We start from the raw sequence: 22853 nt of genomic DNA on the forward strand, positions 1-22853 counted from the left end.
TTTTCAAGGGAGTGTCCATGCAATCATCTTCTATGAACGCAGTTTTTTCAAGTCTTTTATCTAAAAAAGATCTAACTATCAGTGATGAGCTTCTAAAAAGTATTATGGAAAAAGGAATCATCACTCAGATAATGGATGATGATAAACAGCCTTCTATAAATATATTTGCCAACAAACAATTATATCTCTCGTCAGTTGTACCTGTCTTGCATGATTTTGGTTTTATTATAATCGATGAAGTCGCTTATAAGATAAATAAAGATGAACATGAAGTCTATATCAACAGATTTAACCTTAAAATGGATGATACTAAAAATCTTAGAGAGTCAAAATATAATATTGAAAATGTAATATCTGACTCTCTAAGTGGTAGTATTCTTCCAAGATGCAGACTCTTCTCACTAGTTTATAATCAAAATCTATCAATCAGAAAAGTACTTCTTCTTCGTGCTATGATTGAGTATATAGACCAAGCTGTAATAGCTCTAAATCAAGAAGCTATTTTACACACTATAGCCATCTATCCTAATATTTCTAAACTATTTGTAGAATATTTCATAGCTAAGTTTGACCCGCTGTTGGACAAACGCGAAAAAATTATGAAAGATTTTGAACTAAAGATTGAAGAAAAAATAAAAGACGTTCCAAATATTATGGACGATAAGATTTTAAAACTCACTTATGCTTTGATTAAAAACCTTCTAAGAACAAACTACTTTTTAAACAATCCGGCTATCTCATTTAAGATAGACACTGCGTCCTATTCTGAAAATCTAAAAGGTCTACAACCAAAGATAGAAGCCTTTGTATACCATCCTGACTTTAGCGGTCTGCATCTTAGAATGAGCAAAATTAGTCGTGGTGGACTTAGATGGAGTGAGAGACATGAAGACTACCGTCAAGAGATAAAATCACTTATGATTACCCAAGAAGGGAAGAACTCTATCATCATCCCTGATGGAGCCAAAGGCGGATTTGTTATAAAAAAAGAAGCATCTACTATCACTAAAGATGTGTTTAAAACCATCTATAGCGCTTTTATAAACAACATGCTGGATTTAGTTGATAACATGGTAGATGGAAAAATTGTAAGACATGAAAACATCATAGCTTATGACGGTGATGATTCATACTTTGTTGTAGCTGCAGACAAAGGAACCGCTGCTATGAGTGATGTAGCAAATGAGATAGCAGTGAGTCGTGGTTACTGGCTCGGAGATGCATTTGCCAGCGGTGGTAGTAACGGCTTTGGACATAAAGAGCTAGGCATCACAGCTCGTGGTTCTCTTATGTCATCTGAGAGATTTTTTATCCAACGTGGAATAGATATTCAAAAAGAGTCTATTACTATGGTAGGTATCGGAAGTATGAATGGTGATGTTTTTGGAAATGGACTGCTCTATTCTAAAAAATTTAAACTTTTGGCTGCCGTATCTCACAAAGAGATATTTATAGATCCAGACCCTGATATAGAGAGAAGTTTTGAGGAGCGTTCACGACTATTTACTGCAAAAAACGGTAGCTGGAGTGCGTACAACAAAGAACTTATTTCACAAGGCGGAGGAGTCTTTCTACGTTCACAAAAAAGTATAGAACTCTCTGCTGAGATAAAAAAGATGATAGGAACAACAAAAAAAGCTCTCAGTGGTGAAGAGTTAGCCAAAAAAGTCTTGATGATGAAAGTAGATATGCTCTTTAACGGTGGCGTCGGAACTTATGTCAAAAGCTCAGATGAATCAAACCTAGACTTAGGTGATAAACAAAATGAAGCGGTTAGACTAGATGCAAGTGAACTAAAAGCAAAAGTTGTATGTGAAGGTGGAAATCTTGGTTTTACTCAAAAAGCACGTATTGAGTATGCAAAAAACGGTGGAGAGATAAATATAGACGGTATTGATAATGCTGCCGGTGTAAACACTTCAGACCATGAAGTAAATCTCAAAATCCTTCTAAACATCATAAAATCAAAAGACCTTTTAGATGAGAAAGAAGCTAATCAGACTTTGCAAAACTTAACAGAGCAAGTAGTAAATCTGGTTCTTTGGAGTAACTACCATCAAGCTCTTGCAATCTCTCGAGATTCTAGCCTAAGCAAACGATATCTTGATGATTTTTTATCTAGCATCGAAGTCTTGGAGACTAATTTATCTAGTTTTTCAAGAGCGGAGTATTACATTCCAAAAAATGAGAATATGCATGAGATTTTATGTGCTGAAGGTTCTATAGTTAGACCTATTCTAAGTTCAATTATCTCCTACTCAAAAATATTTATAAAAACTGTCTTACTTGATTCTAAGCTTATAGATGAGACATTTGCAAATCAGTTTCTCTTTAAGTACTTTCCAAAATCTTTTCTTGCTGCTTATGAGCATGAAATAATACACCATCCCCTGCGCCGTGAGATAATTGCTACAATGATGGCAGACACTATTGTAAATCTTCAAGGTGCTACTTTTATTGCTGACTACAACAGAAGAGGAAAAGAGAGTTTCTTGCTAAAAATAAAATCTTACCTCATCACAAACCAGCTCTTTGATGCTAATGACATTAGATTTGAGATATATAGAAACGATTTTAAAATGGACATTAAACTACAGTACAAGCTTCTCGATGATATAGAGCGTACGCTTGGATTTAGTACAAGATGGATGCTAAAATACCTCAGCAAACACAAAGTAGATGTAAATCATATACTAGATTATAAAGCAGACCTCTTTAAAATTCTTGGTAACATGAATGAAGACAACATTGTAAAAATCCTAGATGACAATCATCAGTTCAACCTCTTCTTCAGCGCAATTGATTATTTGAAATTTGCTGTTGCTGCAATAATGGTCAAAGAGAACTCTTTTCATACATTTAACAACGTTGCCATACTCTTTTATCTAGTAGTTAATGAGTTTAAAATACTAGAGATGATTACATCGCTAAACACTATAGAGATAACATCTGGTTCTCAGAAAGTTCTAAGACATCAAATACTTCAATACATAGAGTATATAGTCGTTCACTATACAGAGCAGGTTTTAGAGTTTCAAAGAGTAAACGAGACACCTCAAGATGCTTTTAAGAACTACATGGAAAATGAGAAAGATGATTTTGAAGATATACAAAACAACATCAAGTTTTTTATGTCAAAAGAGGTAAAAAGCATAGAAGAAGTAAGTATAACTGTTAATCAGATTATGACCTCTTTGATTTAGGAATCAAAACATTGCTAGTTATAAGTCTCTATTGAATATAATCATAAAAATAAATTTTAGATTACTTAGATGGATATCAATTGAACTGGCTTAACTTTTTTGACACTAAACCAACACAACTACGTCATCCATTTGGTAGAGGTATAAATGCTACTATCTCTCCTGATGAAGAGGAACTTTTCAATAAGTCTTACGTGGCATTTGAGAAACAAGACACCCTGCAGGCTTATGAGTATTTTTTTAAATCATTGGAAAACTTTTCCGGTGATATTTCAAATAACAATATAACTTACAATAAAGAAGATGACAAACTAAACTTTGTAATTTACCAAGGCAGTGCAAGGATTGTTGGAGTAGTTACACCTGAGCATCTATATGCTGAAGTAATTATGATTAAAAAAGCAGATGCAGAAGTTGCGCTTAAACGCTACATACTAGAGCGTAACTATCAGCTTACTTATGCTTACTACTTCAGCGATGATGAGCATATAAAACTAAAGTTATACCACGATAACATTACAGCTTCTCCACAAAAGATATTTTTTCCTCTAAGAGAAATAGCGCTGAATGCAGACTTTGACAAAGAGTATCTTAAAACTGAATTTCCAAACATAACACTTCAAGACACTGAGCATCTGGTAAAACTAGATGAGAGCGAGTTAAAGATCAAATATGATTTTTTACATATATGGATAGATGAGCTCGAAGCCAAAATACTTACGCTTCCAACAAATGACAATGCAGGCATGCAAGCATTTTTATACCTGCATATACTTTTAAAAATAGACTATCTTCTAGTTCCTAAGTGTGAAATCTATCAAAAGATAAATAAAAAAATACAGAGATATTTTAGTGATGAAGGTCTCCCAACAGAGGCTAAAAATGAAAAGCTTAATAAGTATATTACTAAACTAAAAGAGATGAGTTTTAAGGATTTTAGTACAAAGTTCTACAATGCAAAATACACTTTTAATCCTATGGAGAAAACTTCACTTGAAGAGATAAGCAACTTTATCAGTGAGTCACTGATTAAAATACGTTGGTACAAAAACAATCGCTACACTCAGATAATACCTACCATATACAAATATATATCTTTTTACATTTTGTTTAATTATGGTTTAAATCCAGTTATAAAATCACTTATGCATACATTGGTGGAGATTCAAAATCCAGCCTTTTTCGAAGCTATGGATTATTCGCCTCTCTACGATGAAGAGAAAAATATTTTTGCTAAAAAAACTATTATTTCAAAAATTGATGATGCTATTACTCCACACCTTGGTCAATATAAATCACTAGAATCTTTTGGAGATGAACTCAACTTCTCATCTCTAAATGAGTTTAATAACAGCTATCTTTTAGAGCTAAAACATCTAAATTTTGAGGAGATATAGTGAATACTCAAGCACTTTTAGAGACTTACATTGATAACATCATTCAGATAATGACGCCCTACGGCACTGGCACAGGTTTTATTATTGATGATTTGATTATTACAAACTCGCATGTTGTCAGCGGACTAAAAGAAGTCGTAATCAGCTCTAAACAGGTTAAAAGAGTTATTGCTCAAGTTGTCTATGACGATCCTGATTATGATTTGGCATTTATAAAAACAGTGTTTAAAGCACCGAAGAATCCGCTAAAACTATCCACAACACCGGTGAACAACGGTGATATTACTGTTGCAATAGGACATCCTTACGGATTAAACTACACAGCAACAGAAGGTATTGTCTCAAAGGCTTCAAGACTTTATGAAGATTTGGAATACATTCAAATAGATGCAGCCATCAACCCTGGAAACAGTGGTGGACCACTTCTAAATATTCATGGAGAAGTTACAGGAGTAAATACCTTCATCATACAAAATGCAAACAACTTAGGCTTTGCTCTTCCCTACTTCTATGTCCAAGAGAGCCTTAAAAACTTCAAAGATGTAGATGCCGCAAACATCATCAAATGCCCTTCATGTAAAAATCTAATTCATGAAAAAGATATAAAAAATGACTACTGTTCAGAGTGTGGAACTAAACTAGAAGTCGCCTACCAAAGAAGAACTGGTTACAACCCAACTGGATCCACAAAACTTCTAGAAGAGATACTTACTTCTCTTGATGTAAACGTCACTCTTGCAAGACGCTCACAAGCTTCTTGGAGAGTAGACCATGGCAGCGCAAGAATAGAGATTAACTATTATGAAAATGGAATTATAATAGGTGATTCAAAACTATGCAGAATCCCAAAAGAAAATATAGGTGCCATTTATGACTATATGCTAAGTGAAAATGAAAAGCTCACTTACCTGCAGTTTTCCATAAATGAAAACAGCATCTATCTCTCTTATCTGATTGTTGATTCTTCATTGACACTAAAAGAGGGTAAGATAGCGCTAGAGAGACTCTTTAAACTATCAGACAAATACGATGAAATCCTAATTAACAAATTTAAAGCCATAAAACTAAAACGAGACGAGGAAGATGAATAATGCGTAAATTTTTAGAGTTCAGTGTTGATCTGGACAACTTTATAAATGATTTAAATGAAAAGCTAAAATCAAACAATGAAAAAATAGAAGAGCTTTTAAAAACAGAAAATAAGACTTATGCCAATTTTGTAAAACCACTACAGATGCTAGAGGAATATTTGGAGCAGTTCTTTACTCCACTATCGCATCTTAACTCTGTGATGAATTCTGATGAGACGCAAAAGATATACGCAGATTCTTTGCCTCTTATAACAGAGTACTCTACAAAAATATCCCAAAATATAGATATTTACAATGCTTATAAAGAGATACAACAAAAAGAAAAAGAGTCTCTAAATTTCGAACAAGAAAGAGTTGTAGAGCTAAATATACTGCACTTTGAACTTAGCGGTGCTCACCTAGATGCTGCATCAAAAGAGAGACTTCAGGAAATAAACATAAAAAAGAGTGAACTTTCAAACAACTTCTCTCAAAATATCCTGGATGCAACAAATGCTTATGAGTATGTAACTGATAATGAAGATGATGTTGATGGCTTACCAAAGAGTGATATTGAGACTGCGAAGTTCGAGCAAGACGGAGTGACAAAGTACAAGTTTACTCTACAGATGCCATCATATATCGCATATATGACATACGGCAAAAATGCACAAATCAGAGAAGAGCTTTATAAGGCTTATGTGACAAGAGCACCTGAGAATGCACAAATCATAGATGAACTATTAGCACTTAAAAATGAGATGAGTAAGATACTTGGATTTAACTCTTATGCTGAGTACTCACTTGCATCTAAAATGGCAAAAGATACACAAAGTGTAGAAGAGTTTTTACAAACTCTAGTTACAAAAGCTAAACACCAAGCCCAAGAAGAGTTAAAAGAGGTTCAAGAGATGGCTCCAGAGCCTCTACAAAGCTTCGATAGTGCATACTACAGTGAGATACTCAAAAAAGCAAAATATGATATTGATGAAGAGTTATACCGTCCATACTTTGAGCAAACAAGTGTAGTAAAGGGTATGTTTGAATTTTTAAACAAACTTGTTGGCATCAACTTCAAAAAAGTAGATGAAAAACTTTGGGATGAAAAAGCGACTTCCTATGATGTTTTTATAGGTGATGATTTAAAAGCAAGAATCTACTTTGATCTTGAAGCTAGAAAAAGTAAAAGCGGTGGAGCGTGGATGCATAACTGGCAAGCTCACTGCAAAGATGAAAATGGCAATACACAACTTGCATCTGCATTTGTAGTTTGTAACTTTCCAGCATCTAGTGAGACGCAAAAATCTCTTCTTCGTCATGATGATGTTGTAACACTATTTCATGAGATGGGTCATACAATCCACCACATTTTAAGCAGTGTAGATGAAAATGAAGTTAGTGGTGTAAATGGTGTTGAGTGGGATGCTGTTGAGTTTCCTTCTCAGTTTTTAGAAAACTTTGCCTATGAGCCAAGTGTTTTAAAACTCTTTGCATCTCATCATGAAACTGGCGAAATTATTCCAGATGAGATGATAGAAAAACTTGTTCGTGCCAAAAACTTCCTCTCAGCTTCTGGGATGCTTAGACAGTTAGAGTTTTCTATCTTTGACTTTAAACTTCACACTAAGCTTTACCAAGGTGAAGAAGTTCAAGAGCTTTTAAATGATATAAGAAAAGAGACTGCTCTTATTAAGACTCCAGAGTATAACAAGTTTCAAAATGGTTTCTCACACATTTTTGCAGGCGGTTATGCAGCTGGTTACTACAGCTACAAATGGGCTGAAGTACTTAGTGCAGATGCATTCTTTAGCGTAGTAGATGAAGGAATCTTCGGCTCACAGACTGCTAAAAAATATCTTAGCATAGTTCTTAACGGCGGTGGAGCGAAAAGTATGGATGACTACTTTAAAGAACTGATGGGAAGAAAGCCTAACCCTGAGAACCTGCTAAGGTTAAACGGCATTAAGTAGTGAAGTCTCTTCTACTACTCTTTGTTTTTTTAACTTCACTCTTTGGAGATAAGATTTTGACAATAGCAACTTACAATGTAGAAAACCTCTTTGACTTAGAAAAAAAAGGCTATAAGTACAAAGAGTACGAGCCAAACACAAAGTCAAACTGGAATCAAAAGACATATAAAATCAAACTTCAAAACATTGCCAGAGTCATTAAAGACATAGATGCTGACATCATTGCTCTTCAAGAGATTCACTCACTTCAAGCATTGAAAGATTTGAGATTTACTCTAAAGCAAAATGGTCTTTACTATCAATACTACTCAATAGCAGATAAAAAACATACAGCCATAAAAGTAGCTATATTAAGCAAACTGCCATTTACATACTCAAAAGAACTATCTGTTACCTCAACATATAAATATAGAAATATTTTAGAGACAAAGTTAAAAATATATGGAAACGACTTGTATATGTTTGTAAACCACTGGAAAGCTAAATCTGGTCCTGAGAGTATGAGAATAACATCTGCAAAGAGTCTCAGAAATAGAATATCTGAAATAGGCTATGACGAGAATATAGTGCTGCTTGGAGATTTTAACTCTGACTATGAAGAGCATATAAAGTTCAAAAAGAACAGAAAACTTAACGACACTAATGGAAAAACTGGAATCAACCATGTTTTAAGAACTATAAAACAGAATCAGAAAGCTTCAAATACAAAGTATGAAAAAGAAAACTTATATAATCTCTGGTATGACACAGATGCACCTAATAGATACTCATATATCTTTAGAGGTGAAAAAGAAGCTCTTGATAACATCATAGTCTCTCAGCCACTTCTAGATAAAAAAGGCATCTCTTACATAAATGACTCTATAACTAATCTGGATAAAGAATATCTATTTAAAAAGAAGCAGATTTACAGATGGCAAGTCTCAAAGGAAAGAGTCCCTAAACACAAAGGAGCAGGCTATTCTGACCATCTTCCAGTTATTGCCAAGTTTATGCTAAACACCAATTAATCTCTTTTTTACCGTGAGCTTTTAAGTACTCATTTGATTTTGAGAATGGTTTTGAACCGAAAAAACCTCTGTATGAAGACAGAGGTGAAGGGTGTGGAGCCTTTAAAACAAGATGAGTAGATGCATCTATCAGGTTCTCTTTTTTCTGAGACGGTCCACCCCAAAGAATAAAAACAATATTTTCATATTCAGATGAGAGTTTTTTTATAACGAAATCACTAAATTTTTCCCAACCTCTGCCCTTATGAGAGTTTGCCTTTGCCTGCTCTACCGTTAAAACACTGTTTATAAGTAAAACACCCTGCTCTGCCCAGGAAGTCAAGTTCCCAGATGCAGGTTTTTTGCAGCCCTCATCATCAACTAACTCTTTAAATATATTTATAAGTGAAGGCGGTATCTTACACTCGTCACAAACAGAAAAAGCCAGGCCATTTGCCTGTCTCTCTCCATGATATGGATCTTGACCAAGAATTACAACTTTCACTTGCTCTGGGGTAACTAAGTTAAAAGCCCTAAAGATGTTTTCATATTCAGGAAAGATTGTTACTGCTTTGTACTCTGCTTCTACAAACTCTTGAAGTTTTATAAAATACTCTTTTTGCATTTCAGATGCAAAAAGAGCTGACCACTCATTGTTTAAAATCATTATGACCCCCTACCTTTTACAGTATATCAAGCTTTTGAGATACTAATGTGATGTTTTTTTATATTATATTAACTTATCTTCTATATTTTTATAATAATAGCAATTTCTTATATTAAATTTATATAAAATATTATCTTTTAATAAAATATTAATTTTACTTTAATTATACTCTCTGTTATTGTATTTAGCCAAACTTATTGCGAAATAAGGACGGAAAGCTGTGAGTCTTAAATTTTGTGTAAAATTGAAGATTGTCTAGTTGCACTTCTTTCATCTGCGCTCCTTTTTTTTAATCAGAATATGGCTCTAAACTAAAGGATGTAAAATGTTAAACAACATGACAATAAGAGGAAAACTAATTTTCCTGAGTATTGTAGTTCTCTCCGTAATCATAGCTTTTTCCGTAAGATCTTCTTATTCTACTTGGAATGATCACAAAAATATTAAAGATACAGCTTCATTAATAGAACTATCTGTAAAGATGAGTGCCGTTTTACATGAACTACAAAAAGAACGGGGTGCGAGTGCCGGTTTTTTAGGTTCTAAAGGAACTAAGTTTGTAGATATACTTCCAAAGCAGCATAGCTCCACAGATGTTAAAATAAAAGAACTTAGAGCTTATATTAGTGAAAACGCTTCAAATTATACTAATATAGTAACTAAAGAGATAGATTTAGACTCTGTACCTGCAATAAGAACAAAGGTAAAATCTCAAACTACTGAGGTTAAAGACGCAGTTAAATTCTATACATCTTTAAATAAAAAAATCATAGATACTATCTCTGAGTTTTCTACAGTTCCAGAAAATGCCGAGCTAAGAACAAACTTCAACAGTTTTGTAGTTTTTATCAGTTCAAAAGAGCGTGCCGGAATTGAGCGTGCAGTTTTATCTGGTGTATTTGCGAAAAATGCCTTTACAAGAGCTACAGCTGCAAAATTTGCTTCTCTTGTATCTGAACAAAATGCATTTACAAACCTCTTTATGCATACAGCAAACAGTGCTATGCAAGAAGCATATAAAAAAACAAAATCAGATAGCTCATTTGCAGAGGTTGAGAAGTTTAGAGAAATTGCCTCTTCAAATGAGAACTCTTTTGGTGTAGATGCCACTGTATGGTTCCAAACAATAACTAAAAAAATCAACAAATTAAAAGAGTTTGAAGACACATTAGCCAAGCATACTTTGGATACGACCGCTTCAATGGTTTCTTCATCATTTATGCTACTTCTTTTTGTATCTATAACTTCAACACTAGTTGTATTATTTGTTATGTACCTTACAAGAGATGTATCAAACGGTATATCAAACTCCATAAACAGAGTTAAAAAAATCATTGGGCAGATAACAACAGAAGGTGACTTGTCTATTGATGTAGACAGAAGAGAAATTGTTCGCAATGAAATGGATGAAATTACGCATCTGCTTGCTACACTAGTGGACCTCATTAGAGATTTAACACAAAGAATAAATACATCTGTTCATAGAGCTTCACAAGGAGATTTTACTTTTGATCTTAATACTGATGGATTACATGGAGATTTTGCTGAAGCAATTCGCAATGTAAAAGATGGAATTTGTGCAATGAAAGAAGCACATGAAAAACAAAAAACTATCAACTTTAACTCAAATGTCAGATCGGTTGGAAGTATAGGTGACGGACTTGGTCTTATTCAAGGTGAGATGTCAAATGTGATAAGTGAGCTCGGTGAAGTTCAAATCACAACAAAACATACAGCTCAAACTTCAAATGACTCAATGAGTGCAGTAGAAAATATTTTACAAAAATTACAAATACTTATTGAGCAGATAAGCGATAGTAACACTTCTATCGAAGGTCTTAATGATAAAACAAATGAGATTACTTCTGTTGTTGACCTTATTAAAGATATTGCTGAACAGACAAATCTGCTTGCTTTAAATGCAGCTATTGAAGCAGCAAGAGCCGGTGAGCATGGACGAGGATTCGCTGTTGTTGCAGATGAAGTTCGTAAACTTGCAGAGAGAACTCAAAAAGCAACTAGTGAAATAACGATATCGATTAACTCTATGAAACAAGAAGCTAGTGTTATCTTAGATAAATCAGAGACTATGACTTCTTTAGCAGATGAAGCTTCTACTTCAGTAGACAATTTTAACACTGTGATGAGTGAGTTAAATACAGAAGCAACTGGAATGGCTAAAATTATAAATGATATGGAAAACAAAGTATTTATAGTTTTAGCTAAAATTGACCATATTATATATAAAGCAAATGCTTATGACGCTATTGTAGCGGCTGACAAAAGCAGATCATTTGGCTCACATACAGCGTGTAGACTAGGTAAATGGTATGAAGGCTCTGGTAAAGAGCGTTTTGGAGATACAGAAGCTTACAGGTTAGCTCTCTCGCCACATAAAACAGTTCACGATAGTGTTCATAACTGTATTGTTTATTTTGAGAATGAAGACAAAAGAATAGAAAATGAAGGGCATATTGTACAAAACTTAAAAACGATGGAAGAAAATAGTGACAAACTATTTGTTCTTTTAAATGAGATGCTTGTTCAGTATCATAACTAAGACTCCAGAGAACTTCTTTATGACTAAGTCATAAAGAAGTTCTGAGATATTACTCTTGAGAGAGTTCTAAGATTATCTCTCTTAGTTCATCTTTGTCAAAAAAGATATTTAAAGACAACTCACCATTAAACCTCTGTAACATCTCACTCTTTTTAGCAAGTCTTGAATCAGTATCATTTTTAAGAGGTTCCAGAGCGTCTTGGAGCTCTTTTTTATAGCCATTAACGATGTCTGCTCTCTTTTCTTCTTTACTCTGAACTATCTCAACGACATTACTACGCATAGTCATTATCACTATAATTATAAAAATCACTATACCGACTGCAGAATAAATTATTTCACTATCCACTACAAACCTTTAACACAAATATTAATCTAAATTTATCACAAGTATATCAAAGTTTAACACTATTATGATGGCTTTTTGGGTATCATCTAAAATATTTTTTGACAAAATGAAATATATTTTAAAATACTAAAAAAAATATGTAACAATATAACAAATTTAAAAGGAATAATATATGTCTCATTTAAACCACTCTGAAACAGATACGTACACATATAACGATGCTCAAGTAAAAATCATCACTGTATTCACAGAAGATGGAAAATCAACTGCCTTGGTTGAAGATGAAAACGGTGAACTATTTGAAGTTGCAAAAGATTCTCTAAGAGAAAGTGTTTAGTTAAATATAAAAATCTTTTAAAAACTCTATATAAATGCTGCCGCTAAACACGGCATCAGAGACATAAAACTCACTACTTACTCACTAGTCTATACTATAATCATCAAATATCTATATAAGTGAATATAATAATGAAATCAACAAAATATCTTGCTATTGATAAAAACATTATTACCAAAGGTATTAGTTTAGATTTTAGTATATTCACACTCTCTTCAGATAAACAGATGAACTGTTTTAAAGAGAATGGTGTCTGCTTCACAAGTAACGATAAAGTTATTATTGATTCTATAAATGTTTTATATGTAGAAGAGCAACAACATGAAGAGTATAAAAAGTTTTACCAGACTTTTTTAAATACTCAAGATGAGCTAAAAAACATTAAACTGGATAATAAGCCATCTGTTATATATGAACACGCTTCAAACGTTCTTAACGACCTTTTTAGTAATCCTGAAACACTAAGTAATTATGACTCCTCAAAGGAAGTTGTAAATGAGATGATAGAGACTATTTTAAGTGATAATTTTACTATCAAATCTCTAATGGATATTGCGACACATGATTACTACACACATACTCACTCCATAAACGTCTCCATTTACGCACTAAGCTTAGGCTCATATATGGGGATGCAACCTGAGACACTATCAGAACTTGGAGAATCAGCTCTCTTACATGATTTGGGTAAAAGTAAAATAGACTCTGCGATAATAACTAAAAATGGGGCACTTACAGACAGAGAGTTTCATGAGATTAAAAAACACCCTGAATTAGGTTATAGATTAGGACTAAAATTAGGTATTAAAAACAATAATGTACTAGACGGTATAAGACATCACCATGAAAAAATGGATGGCACTGGCTACCCATCTAAACTCAAAGGTACACAAATACCACTATTTGCACGTATTATTGGCGTCTGTGATATCTTTGACGCACTAACAAGCAGAAGAACCTACAAAGAAGCTATGACAACATTTGACGCTATAAAACTTATGAAGTTAAAAATGAATAATCATGTTGATGTTAAACTTCTAGATAAGATGATAAGGATGTTTCAGTAACATCCTTTTAATCTCTAAGCTTATCCCTTATCTCTAAAAAGTCATCTAAATTCTCAAAAAACAGATCTACCAACTTCGGATCAAAATGAGTTCCTTTTCCATTTCTAAATAGTTCAAAAATCTCTTCATCACTCCAAGCTTTTTTGTATGCTCTATCACTACCCAAGGCGTCAAAGACATCCGCGACAGCTGTAATACGGCCGTATATATGAATATTCTCACCTTTAAGACCATTAGGATATCCACTGCCGTCATACTTTTCATGATGCTCATAGGCTACGGTTGCGGCAGCTTTTAATATATCTCTATTTGAGCCTTTTAATACATTGTAGCCTATCTCACTATGAGTTCGCATGATCTCCCACTCATCAGCATCTAGCTTACCAGGCTTTTTCAAAACATTATCAGGAATCCCAACTTTACCTATATCGTGCATTGGTGAGGCGTCATAAAGCAGTTCTGACTCTTCTTTAGGCAGTCCATATTTACAAGCTAATAGTTTAGAGTACTCTGCGACGCGTTTTACATGGTTTCCTGTCTCTTTGGAACGTGATTCACCTATCTCACCCATCTTGTATATAACTTCACGTTGTGTCTCTTCTATCTCTTTGTGGACATTAATAACATCACTAATATCATATTGAATACTCATGTACTCAACAATATCACCATTTAAGTCTAAAATCGGAACTATCAGTGTGTCAAGATATATTGTTCTTCCATCTTTTGCCACATTACTAATAACACCATTAAAATTCTTTTTAGATTTTACAGTGTCCCACAAGTTTTTATAAAACTCATCTGTAACACTTTTATCTCTAAGAAGAGGAGTGTGTCTTTTACCTAGTAGTTCTTCTTTTTTAAAACCTGTGATTTTTTCATGTGTTTCATTTATATATGTAATTACACCATTTTCATCTGTTCTTGTAAAAGAAGCTGCGCTCTCTATTGCTTTTTCATACTGAGCAAGTAAATTCATCTTATCTTGTAAGCTTTGATTTGAAGTGCTTAACTCTTTAGTTAAAAGTTCTTTTAGCTCTTCTAATTCTGTAATGTCATGTCTGATAGCTATATATTCTACTATGACATTTTTATCATTTTTAATAGGAAATATATTTACATCTACAATATAATAACCCCCATCTTTTTTTCGATTTTTTATTTTTCCATGCCATATTTGCCCTATTTGGATAGTAGTCCACATCTCTTTAAAGACTTCAGGTGGAGTATCACTATGTCTAACTATGGAATGAGGCTTACCTAAAAGATCTTCTTTAGAGTATCCTGAGAGTTTTACAAAAGCATCATTGACATAGGTTATTTTTCCTCTTAAATCAGTTTTAGATACCAATGTTGTCTTATCAATGGCATTTTGTAATTGTTCGATTGTATTTGTCTTTTGTCTACTTTGTCTGTAAAAATAAAATATAATCATCAGAGCAAATAGAGCTATAAGATATTTAATAAGCTCCACAATTAACATATTATATATTGCATTGTCATCTCTACTTGATATCACGTATCCAGCTGTATTTCCTGCCACATCTTCAATAGGGACAAAAATAAATATTTTATTTTTTCCTAAATTAAAGCTATCTTGCGCAAAAGCTTTATTCTTTCCTATATTATCAGTTATATAGCCCATAATACTTTTCATTGAACCTGTTGAGATGATATTGTTTGCATGTATATTGTTTGACATATAGTATTTGTCACTAGCACAAAACTCATGATAGTATTTTTTCAAATGATCTTTAACAACTCTTGATTCCATAATACTTTTTTTTATAATTATAGAATAATCAGCATCTAAAGACTCTTTCATCTGCTCTATTACAGATAATACACTAATAGACAACTCTACACTGCCAACGTACTCTTCATTATGAAAAATTGGATAAACATATCTAAAACCATCAAAATATTTTCCAACTTCAAAGCCATATACAGGCTGTTTAGTTTCTATGACTTTTTTGATGCTCTCTCTAAATAAAAGAGTGTCGCCAAATTTACCTTGTTTGTGAAATCTAAAAAAGCTCTCTCCATCTGCTAAATGAAAGTGCAGTTGAAGAATACCTGACTTCTCCATTCTTTTATATCTTTCATTTAATAAAATATATAGTTTTTCTCTATTGCTGTCTCTATTTAAACCGGCATTAGACTCATTTATAATACTAGCTATCTCATGATTTTCTAAAAGCTCATGAAATAGTGTCTCAACAACTCTTTTATTTGAAATCACTTTTTCACTGTATTGCAACTGCAAGTCATAGATTTTTTCTGCTAAATATAGATTTTTCTTGTATGTAAACTCAAAATACAAGATCAATCCAATACTTAAAATAGTTAGTATCAGAATGATTCTTTCTTTATTTATTATTTTTCCCAAAATACAAGCCCCCCCCCTACATTTACTTTAAATGTAATTATAATAGGGATAAGTGAAGAAATAGTGAATATTTAAATAATATAGGATACAATTTCATATGAAATTATTAATAATAAACTCTGATAAGGTCTTTAGCAAAAATTTTAAAGAGTATTTTTCAAAAAAAAGCTTTAGTGTAGACAGTTATGAAAACTGCGATACTTTGCTAAACTATAAAAATATCAACCACATAATCGCTCAATATGATGTTATTTTTTTATCAATAGAAAAAGACAAGCTATTTGCGCTTGATGTGCTTGATCATATAAATGTACTTGGTATTCATGCTGCAGTTATATTTTTGAGTTATGTAGACTCCATAGATCTTATGTCAAAAGCCTTTGCCAGAAACTGCGAAGACTATATGCTTCATCCATTTTCTCTTAAAGAGATAGAACTACGTGCTATGAAAGCAGTTAGAAAAAAAATGAAATCTGATGAGATATATCTTGTTGGAAACTACACCTATACACTATCTCAACATGCTGTTTTCAATGACCATCAATATATAAAACTAACAAAGATAGAACTGAGTATTTTATACCTTTTGATTATTCATAAAAATCAAATTGTTTCGCATGAAAAAATTGTAAACTTTGTATGGAAGGGAAAAGATATTTTACAAAACACTCTATCTGTTCATATAAAAAATCTAAAGAAAAAGATAATAGGTCTACCTATAGACTCAGTAAAAGGTGTTGGATATTCTATTAGACTAGATCATTAACTAATGACAAAACAAAAAATAACCGCTATAATATTTAACAAAATTTTTTATGGTTAAGTCTTTTCATTAAAACTGGAGAACTAGATGCAAATAATCAAACAATACTCTCAAGAAATCCAAGAATGTGTACAAGACTTTAATATAAGTCTTCAAAGTCTACAAGGCGATCATACAAAAGACCTTCTCTATACACACGCATTAATCGAATATAAAAAACTATTTCTGAACTTGCTTTTATCTATTTCAGATGAAGAGATAGAACACAACACAAAAGTTCTTGTCAACTTCACTATAGAACATGAGATATCATACCTATTTTTATATAGTGAACTTATAACTGTTGTTCGCAAGCTTCTTGGAATACTTTTGGAAAAAAATGACTTAGAGCACATACATGAGATTAACAACTTTTTTACAGAACATGAGAATAGAATCACATCTTTGTATTTACATAGGTTTCTTAAAAAACTAAAGCTAAAGAGTGAACTTCGTCTTTCTCATATATCCATAATGCAGGATAAGAAGTTTATGGTGCACTATGAGAGTCATATCAAATGGATTCTAAATCTTATTCTCTACATAGAACGAAGTGTCTATGATAACGACTATCCTGAACTAAATCCCAACCTGTGTGAGTTTGGAAAATGGATGCACAGTGCTACTACTTCTTACCTTATATCTACCACTCACTTTAAAGTCATAGAAAAACTTCATATGAATCTTCATGACTTGGCGGCTAATGTCGTAAACCACTGTCAAAATAACAATGATCCACGTCCATCAACACTAATACATCTTATGCAGCGTATAGATTATTATTCGCTTGAGATAGGAAATGAAATAGCATTTCTAAATGAGATAGAAGAGAGTGCAAAAGATCCGCTTACGCATCTTCTAACAAGAAGACTGTTTAATAAGATCATGCTAAATAAGCTAGATATTGCAAAGGCGACTGGTAGAGAATTTGCTCTTATGATGTGCGACCTAGATCACTTTAAAAGAGTAAATGACAGCTATGGTCATGCAGTTGGAGATGTTGTACTAAAACACTTCTCAAGCATTTTAGAAGAGATACTTCGCAAATCAGATTATATATTTAGATTTGGTGGTGAAGAGTTTATGGTTTTACTGCCTATGACTGACAAAAAAGAAGCTCTAATACTAGCTCAAAAAGTTTGTGATGCAATAGTCGCTTCTGAAGTAATAGTGGAAGATATAACTATAAAATATACGGTAAGTATTGGGACTATATCAATTATTATTGACAACAGTGTAGTAATAGGACAAGAAGCAATAGATAAGTACATTACACAAGTTGATGAAAGACTGTATCTTGCAAAAGAGCGAGGAAGAAATCGCGTAGAATAGTTATGTGTTTGGAAGTTTTTAAAGGTCTTCAGTGGTGGACGAGACCACTTGCATATAGCTCTACGGCACCTTAAAATAGGCACTTTAAAGAAGTGGTTTCAAAAAAAGTTAACACATATGTAACACCACTATGTATTTATTAGCGTTTTACACTGCTCTTTGAACTTTGGAAGACCATTTCTAATAATCCATTCTACTATGGCTAGATTAACACCTTCGTAGTCATGAGCTATGTAAGTTCTAACATCATACATACCTTTGACATCATTATCATCAAAGGCACTTAAAATATCATCTGCATGTTCTTTTTTTAGTTTGTTGAATTGTTCAGCTATTGCAGTAAGATGCATTAATATTGCTGGTCTATCTGTCACATAATCTTCGAGTGCTTTTGTGATGCTTCCAGAGTTATCTACTATTTGTTCTATATAGTCAATTTTCTCCAGAATGAGATAAACTTTACTAATAGACTCTTTAGACATATATTGCTCTGTCTATAATAAACTTCTTACCTGTTTTTCCCATACCAGTACTATCTGCTAAATCAACAGGCAAGCCTAGCGCTAAGCTTAGCTCTGCTTGTATTTCATGGATACGCTTGATAGAACCAAAACCGTATTTACTTGCAAAGGCTGGTGTTGCTTCTACAAGAATATCTACATCGCTATCTGCATCTGCTTCGTCACGAGAGTAAGAGCCAAAAAGTGCTTGAATTAAAAAGCCTTCTTCTTGGTATTTAGCTTTAACATTTTTAAGATAATTAAGTATTGATTCTTTATTCATAATTAGGATTATAGCATTTTTTACACCATTTAAAAACTGCAATGTCAAGCATTTGCGTTATCTGTGTAGTTTCTGTGTGACTTGTGTAACTATGCAGACATGAGTTTGTGAAAGCGTGCAAATACTCAAATATTTTTTGATGTTTATGTAAAATATTTGGATAGAAGTATAAATATTTATAAATAGATAGTTTGGTGTGTGCAAGAAAATTTATAATTTTTAAAAAAGTGTTTGGAAGTTTTTAAAGGTCTTCAGTGGTGGACGAGGAGAGGTTCGAACTCTCGGTAGGATTACTCCTACGCATCCTTAGCAGGGATGTGGTTTCAGCCGCTCACCCACTCGTCCATTTGAAGACGGGAATTATAATGGTTTTTGTATAACAGTTAGCTTAAATCAAACAAGTTTATATTATAATTTTTAAAAGCGATAAAAGGAATAAATTATGAGGCTCTTCATATACTTTTTATTTACTGGTATGCTACTCGCAAACACCTACCCTAACTTTACAGAAAAAGATTTTATACACATTCAAAACACTGCAGGTAGGATTGCTAAAAATAGAGCTGATGACTATCAAAAGACTATAGATTCATATAAAAAACTTCCAAAAAGCAAGCAGCTTTTAAAAGTCAACTTCTACTTAAACCAGCTTCTACCTCAGTATGATGATATTATGCAAAAACAAGAAGACTATTGGGCATCTCCAAAAGAGTTTTTAATTGCAGGCTTTGGAGACTGTGAAGATTATGTAATCATCAAATACTTCACTTTGTTAAAACTTGGTTTCGATAAAAAGAAATTGTTTTTAACTACTGTAAATGAGAAGTATATAGGCGGCTATCATATGGTGCTTAGTTATTTTGAAAAAGAAGGTGAATCACCACTGATTTTGGACAATCTTAGTTTTAGAATTTTGAAACTTGAAACTAGGAAAGATTTGGAAGTAGACACTTTCATAAATACTCTCGGAGTCTATAAAATAGACAAGAACAACAGACTTATAAAAGTACAAAGTAGCTCTCCTAAATTTCAAGAGCTACTTCAAAAAGTAAAAAAAGAAAACTAGAGCTTTTCTAAAATCTTAGCTACTACTTCTGCCGGATTAGCGGATTGATAGATTGGACGACCTACAACTATAAAGTCCACCATTGCACTCTTGGCAAATGCTACATCTGCAACTCTTTGCTGGTCTCCTGCATCTTCACCAAAAGGACGAATACCTGGAGTCAGTGTCATAAAATCATTTGAAGTGATTCCTTTAATAGACTCACTCTCAAAAGCTGAACATACTACACCGTCAAGTCCACTATCGTATGCATCTTTTGCAAATTGATCAGCTTTAGATGCTATACCTTTTTCATAAACTTCTGAAAACTCATCTTCACTAAAGGATGTAAGAGCCGTTACGGCTAAAACTATTGGTCTTGAAGGGTAAGACTTAAGTCTATCCATTACGCCACTCATAGCACGTTTACCTGCAGATGCATGAATGTTAAACATATCCACACCAAGTCCCATGATAGACTCAGCAGCATCTGCCATAGTATTTGGAATATCATATAGTTTTAAGTCTAAAAATATTTTAAAATCTGGATTTATTTTTTTAATGTCTTTAAGAAATTCTTCACCATCTCTGATGTAAGTACGAAGTCCGACTTTCAGCCAAACATCATACTCCTTTATTTTTTCGATTAAGTCTAAGTTTTCTTCTCTTGTAGATAAGTCAAGCGCTACACATAATTGCATTAATACTCTTTTTGTTTTATTTATGAAAGTATAGCAAATATTAAGTTCTAAACTGCTCTAATTGATGAGTTAATTTATGCGTCATATTAGTTAGATGCGCAACGGCATCTGTAATCTCATGAACACTCTCACCATTTGAAATTGATATATCATTAATATTATTAATCTTGATAGAGATATGTTCCATATGTTTTCCGGCTTTTTCAAAGTCTTCTACACTTTTGTCACTTGCAAGAGTAGCTTTATTTACAATATCCGTAGTAGTATTGATTTTCTTCTCAACATTTGTAGAAACAACTGCAAGCTCTTCCATCTGTTTTGAGTTTAGACTCATACTGTCACTGGCCGAGTGAGTAGCTTGAACTATTAGGTTGATTGTAGCATTTATCTCTGCTAATGAGTTCTGCGTTCTCTCTGCTAGCTTTCTGACTTCATCTGCTACAACTGCAAAACCACGTCCATGTTCACCTGCACGGGCGGCCTCAATAGCAGCATTCAGTGCAAGTAGATTTGTCTGGTCTGCTATATCTGAGATAACACTTAATACATTTTTCACCTGTTCACTGTCATGAGAAAGTGATTCTATTTTATGTGCCAAATCAACTTCAGATTCTGCACTTCTTTGTACTTTGTCTGTTAAGTCTATTATCTCTTTTCTTGCATCATTTAGCATATTACTTGCTTCTAAAATCTCTTGTTTACTAGCTTTAGAATCTTCTATTGCTCTTAAAATCTCAGCTATCATCTCAGCTGTACTTTGTGTCGCATCTTTAATGATTTCAACTGAAGTGTGTACATTTTTGCTAACTACATGAGATGTCGTAGAAAGCTCTTGAGATACAGATGCATTCTCAATAGCGCCACTTCTAGCTTCATATATAAGAGAGTTTAAAGAGCTCATCAAACTGTTAAAAGCTAAACCTATCTGAGATATCTCTTTTGGAGTATTTGTATCAATCTTTATGGTTAAATCTCTGTCGTTAGAAATCTTACTCATCATCTCTTCTAAGTTGATAATGTGTTTCGTAATACCATTTTTAACTAAGAAATAAACACTACCCATAAAAACAATCAAAATAATGATTGCTGAACTTACTACATTAAAAACTATAGTTTGAATGTTATGTAAAGCTTCCTCTTCTATCTTTTGAATTTTTGGTTTAATACTATCAAGTAAATCTTGTCTGTAAGCACCTGTCCCAATTACCCAACCCCAAGGCTTAAAAAGTTCAACATAAGAAATCTTGTCTTCTACTTTATCTGAACCTGGTTTCGGCCAGACGTAATCAACATAGCCACTGCCTTTTTCTTTAGCAATTTTAGCAAACTCGGCAAATACAAATACACCATTTTCATCTTTTAAACTTGATAAATCTTTTCCATTTAACTCCGGCTTAACAGGATGCTCAACTATGACAGCATTTAAATCATTTACCCAGAAATATCCGTTGTCTCCATATCGCATCTGAGATATGACTTTTAATGCATCTTTTTTTATCAACTCTGCTCTATCAGACGTATATTCACCTGTTCCGACAACCCAGTTAAAAGGCTTAAATAGTTTTACAAATGAGATCTTTTCTTCAGGGGTTTTCGAACCCGGTTTTGGCCACACATAGTTTACAAAACCACTACCATCATTTTTAGCAACTTTTGCAAACTCACTAAAAAGTTCCACTCCATTTATATCTTTTAGTTTAGATAAATCTTTACCGTTTAACTCTGGTTTAATAGGGTGATCAATAATAACTGCATCTAAGTCATTTATCCAAAAATATCCATCGTTTGAGTATCTGGTTGTGCTGATAATATTTTTAATATGATTTTTAAGTTCACTATTAGAGAGTCTATTTTTATTTTTTTCATACTCACTCTCTACAGTAAAATACAGAAGATTCATCTGCTGTGTCAAACCACCTGCAACTTCTTTTTTCACATTTTCAATAGATGTTTTTTCATAAAAAGAGTTCAATGTTTTTACAACAATAGATGTAAACATTTTTAGCTCATTTTTTTTTACATCATATGTTTCTTTTGTATAGTTCTCTATACTTTTTTCTGTTGAGTTATTTACTTCATTTACGAACTGCGCAGCAAGTGCAATTGACATAAAAAGCATTGCAGTAAATATAAGAATCTGTAATCTCAATTGTATGGACATTTTTATAAGATATTCTTGCATAATATACCCT

The 22853-nt window shown here is 33.0% G+C and carries 18 protein-coding genes, 1 tRNA gene and 1 riboswitch; of the genes, 11 read left to right on the top strand and 8 right to left on the bottom strand.

Annotated elements, in window-relative coordinates; genetic code table 11:
* Nucleotides 1-17 precede the first annotated feature (17 nt).
* From SMGD1_RS02070 to SMGD1_RS02090, 5 genes are all read left to right on the top strand, one after another.
* Complete coding sequence (locus SMGD1_RS02070) at nt 18-3203, top strand: NAD-glutamate dehydrogenase domain-containing protein (protein ID WP_008337701.1); 3186 nt, start codon at nt 18-20, stop codon at nt 3201-3203.
* A gap of 80 nt (nt 3204-3283) precedes the next feature.
* A complete protein-coding gene (locus SMGD1_RS02075) occupies nt 3284-4600 on the top strand; it encodes a hypothetical protein (protein WP_008337919.1) in 1317 nt (438 codons plus the stop codon).
* Nucleotides 4600-5691, top strand: coding sequence for a trypsin-like peptidase domain-containing protein (locus SMGD1_RS02080; RefSeq protein WP_008338045.1), 1092 nt, complete (start codon nt 4600-4602; stop codon nt 5689-5691). Before SMGD1_RS02075 ends, SMGD1_RS02080 begins: the two co-directional genes overlap by 1 nt.
* The gene (locus tag SMGD1_RS02085) at nt 5691-7640 is read left to right on the top strand and encodes a M3 family metallopeptidase (RefSeq protein WP_008337973.1); all 1950 of its coding nucleotides are present in this window, start codon (nt 5691-5693) and stop codon (nt 7638-7640) included. Before SMGD1_RS02080 ends, SMGD1_RS02085 begins: the two co-directional genes overlap by 1 nt.
* Nucleotides 7640-8650 (top strand): endonuclease/exonuclease/phosphatase family protein, encoded by a 1011-nt coding sequence (locus SMGD1_RS02090; protein WP_008337679.1) that lies wholly within the window; start codon nt 7640-7642, stop codon nt 8648-8650. The genes SMGD1_RS02085 and SMGD1_RS02090 overlap by 1 nt, the downstream gene beginning before the upstream one ends.
* On the opposite strand, the gene SMGD1_RS02095 is transcribed toward SMGD1_RS02090, so the two are convergent.
* Nucleotides 8631-9296 carry a uracil-DNA glycosylase gene (locus SMGD1_RS02095; protein ID WP_008337812.1) on the bottom strand — a complete coding sequence of 222 codons (666 nt, stop codon included), beginning with the start codon at nt 9294-9296 and terminating at the stop codon, nt 8631-8633. The two genes, SMGD1_RS02090 and SMGD1_RS02095, sit on opposite strands and share 20 nt — an antisense overlap.
* A 177-nt stretch (nt 9297-9473) precedes the next feature.
* Nucleotides 9474-9563: riboswitch (cyclic di-GMP riboswitch) on the top strand.
* 58 nt (nt 9564-9621) lie between these two features.
* Between SMGD1_RS02095 and SMGD1_RS02100 the strand changes: the two genes are divergently transcribed.
* The gene (locus SMGD1_RS02100; RefSeq protein WP_008337766.1) at nt 9622-11856 is read left to right on the top strand and encodes a methyl-accepting chemotaxis protein; all 2235 of its coding nucleotides are present in this window, start codon (nt 9622-9624) and stop codon (nt 11854-11856) included.
* A gap of 49 nt (nt 11857-11905) precedes the next feature.
* Here SMGD1_RS02100 and SMGD1_RS02105 read toward each other — a convergent pair whose 3' ends face one another.
* A complete protein-coding gene (locus tag SMGD1_RS02105; RefSeq protein ID WP_241761426.1) occupies nt 11906-12139 on the bottom strand; it encodes a hypothetical protein in 234 nt (77 codons plus the stop codon).
* 238 nt (nt 12140-12377) lie between these two features.
* Between SMGD1_RS02105 and SMGD1_RS14700 the strand changes: the two genes are divergently transcribed.
* Both SMGD1_RS14700 and SMGD1_RS02110 read left to right on the top strand, forming a co-directional pair.
* Entirely contained in the window at nt 12378-12542 is a 165-nt protein-coding gene (locus SMGD1_RS14700; protein WP_008337972.1) for a hypothetical protein, read from the top strand.
* Between the two features lie 131 nt (nt 12543-12673).
* Entirely contained in the window at nt 12674-13609 is a 936-nt protein-coding gene (locus SMGD1_RS02110; protein WP_008337705.1) for an HD-GYP domain-containing protein, read from the top strand.
* A gap of 7 nt (nt 13610-13616) precedes the next feature.
* Here SMGD1_RS02110 and SMGD1_RS02115 read toward each other — a convergent pair whose 3' ends face one another.
* Nucleotides 13617-15998: a PAS domain S-box protein gene (locus SMGD1_RS02115; RefSeq protein ID WP_008337940.1), complete on the bottom strand. Its 2382-nt coding sequence runs from the start codon at nt 15996-15998 to the stop codon at nt 13617-13619.
* 97 nt (nt 15999-16095) lie between these two features.
* Here SMGD1_RS02115 and SMGD1_RS02120 point away from each other — a divergent pair, with 97 nt between their 5' ends.
* A complete protein-coding gene (locus tag SMGD1_RS02120) occupies nt 16096-16764 on the top strand; it encodes a response regulator transcription factor (protein WP_008338084.1) in 669 nt (222 codons plus the stop codon).
* Nucleotides 16765-16848: 84 nt separating this feature from the next.
* A complete protein-coding gene (locus tag SMGD1_RS02125) occupies nt 16849-18132 on the top strand; it encodes a sensor domain-containing diguanylate cyclase (RefSeq protein ID WP_008337708.1) in 1284 nt (427 codons plus the stop codon).
* 128 nt (nt 18133-18260) lie between these two features.
* Here the strand turns inward: SMGD1_RS02125 and SMGD1_RS02130 are convergent, their stop codons facing one another.
* The 3 genes from SMGD1_RS02130 to SMGD1_RS02140 all read right to left on the bottom strand — a co-directional run bounded on the left by SMGD1_RS02130 (nt 18261) and on the right by SMGD1_RS02140 (nt 19260).
* Entirely contained in the window at nt 18261-18614 is a 354-nt protein-coding gene (locus tag SMGD1_RS02130) for a HepT-like ribonuclease domain-containing protein (protein WP_008338067.1), read from the bottom strand.
* Nucleotides 18607-18915 (bottom strand): nucleotidyltransferase family protein, encoded by a 309-nt coding sequence (locus SMGD1_RS02135; RefSeq protein ID WP_008338020.1) that lies wholly within the window; start codon nt 18913-18915, stop codon nt 18607-18609. The genes SMGD1_RS02130 and SMGD1_RS02135 overlap by 8 nt, the downstream gene beginning before the upstream one ends.
* A gap of 255 nt (nt 18916-19170) precedes the next feature.
* Nucleotides 19171-19260 (bottom strand) — tRNA-Ser (locus SMGD1_RS02140).
* Between the two features lie 97 nt (nt 19261-19357).
* Here SMGD1_RS02140 and SMGD1_RS02145 point away from each other — a divergent pair.
* Nucleotides 19358-19981, top strand: a complete 624-nt coding sequence (locus tag SMGD1_RS02145; protein ID WP_008338076.1) for a transglutaminase-like cysteine peptidase — start codon at nt 19358-19360, stop codon at nt 19979-19981.
* Here the strand turns inward: SMGD1_RS02145 and pyrF are convergent.
* Together pyrF and SMGD1_RS02155 are read right to left on the bottom strand one after the other, a co-directional pair.
* Nucleotides 19978-20661 carry an orotidine-5'-phosphate decarboxylase gene (gene pyrF / locus SMGD1_RS02150; protein WP_008337858.1) on the bottom strand — a complete coding sequence of 228 codons (684 nt, stop codon included), beginning with the start codon at nt 20659-20661 and terminating at the stop codon, nt 19978-19980. The genes SMGD1_RS02145 and pyrF overlap by 4 nt on opposite strands.
* Before the next feature lie 40 nt (nt 20662-20701).
* Nucleotides 20702-22843, bottom strand: a complete 2142-nt coding sequence (locus SMGD1_RS02155; RefSeq protein WP_008338131.1) for a methyl-accepting chemotaxis protein — start codon at nt 22841-22843, stop codon at nt 20702-20704.
* Between the last annotated feature and the right edge of the window lie 10 nt (nt 22844-22853).

The sequence above is a fragment of the Sulfurimonas gotlandica GD1 genome (genome assembly GCF_000242915.1).
Taxonomy (GTDB): Bacteria; Campylobacterota; Campylobacteria; order Campylobacterales; family Sulfurimonadaceae; genus Sulfurimonas; species Sulfurimonas gotlandica.

What these genes read in the sequence shown, in the direction of transcription:
- SMGD1_RS02110 (WP_008337705.1), top strand. Translation starts at nt 12,674, where the DNA reads ATGAAATCAACAAAATATCTTGCTATTGATAAAAACATTATTACCAAA.
- SMGD1_RS02130 (WP_008338067.1), bottom strand. Translation starts at nt 18,614, where the DNA reads ATGTCTAAAGAGTCTATTAGTAAAGTTTATCTCATTCTGGAGAAAATT.
- SMGD1_RS02085 (WP_008337973.1), top strand. Translation starts at nt 5,691, where the DNA reads ATGCGTAAATTTTTAGAGTTCAGTGTTGATCTGGACAACTTTATAAAT.
- SMGD1_RS14700 (WP_008337972.1), top strand. Translation starts at nt 12,378, where the DNA reads ATGTCTCATTTAAACCACTCTGAAACAGATACGTACACATATAACGAT.
- pyrF (WP_008337858.1), bottom strand. Translation starts at nt 20,661, where the DNA reads ATGCAATTATGTGTAGCGCTTGACTTATCTACAAGAGAAGAAAACTTA.
- SMGD1_RS02120 (WP_008338084.1), top strand. Translation starts at nt 16,096, where the DNA reads ATGAAATTATTAATAATAAACTCTGATAAGGTCTTTAGCAAAAATTTT.
- SMGD1_RS02145 (WP_008338076.1), top strand. Translation starts at nt 19,358, where the DNA reads ATGAGGCTCTTCATATACTTTTTATTTACTGGTATGCTACTCGCAAAC.
- SMGD1_RS02095 (WP_008337812.1), bottom strand. Translation starts at nt 9,296, where the DNA reads ATGATTTTAAACAATGAGTGGTCAGCTCTTTTTGCATCTGAAATGCAA.
- SMGD1_RS02070 (WP_008337701.1), top strand. Translation starts at nt 18, where the DNA reads ATGCAATCATCTTCTATGAACGCAGTTTTTTCAAGTCTTTTATCTAAA.
- SMGD1_RS02155 (WP_008338131.1), bottom strand. Translation starts at nt 22,843, where the DNA reads ATGCAAGAATATCTTATAAAAATGTCCATACAATTGAGATTACAGATT.
- SMGD1_RS02135 (WP_008338020.1), bottom strand. Translation starts at nt 18,915, where the DNA reads ATGAATAAAGAATCAATACTTAATTATCTTAAAAATGTTAAAGCTAAA.
- SMGD1_RS02105 (WP_241761426.1), bottom strand. Translation starts at nt 12,139, where the DNA reads ATGCGTAGTAATGTCGTTGAGATAGTTCAGAGTAAAGAAGAAAAGAGA.
- SMGD1_RS02100 (WP_008337766.1), top strand. Translation starts at nt 9,622, where the DNA reads ATGTTAAACAACATGACAATAAGAGGAAAACTAATTTTCCTGAGTATT.
- SMGD1_RS02125 (WP_008337708.1), top strand. Translation starts at nt 16,849, where the DNA reads ATGCAAATAATCAAACAATACTCTCAAGAAATCCAAGAATGTGTACAA.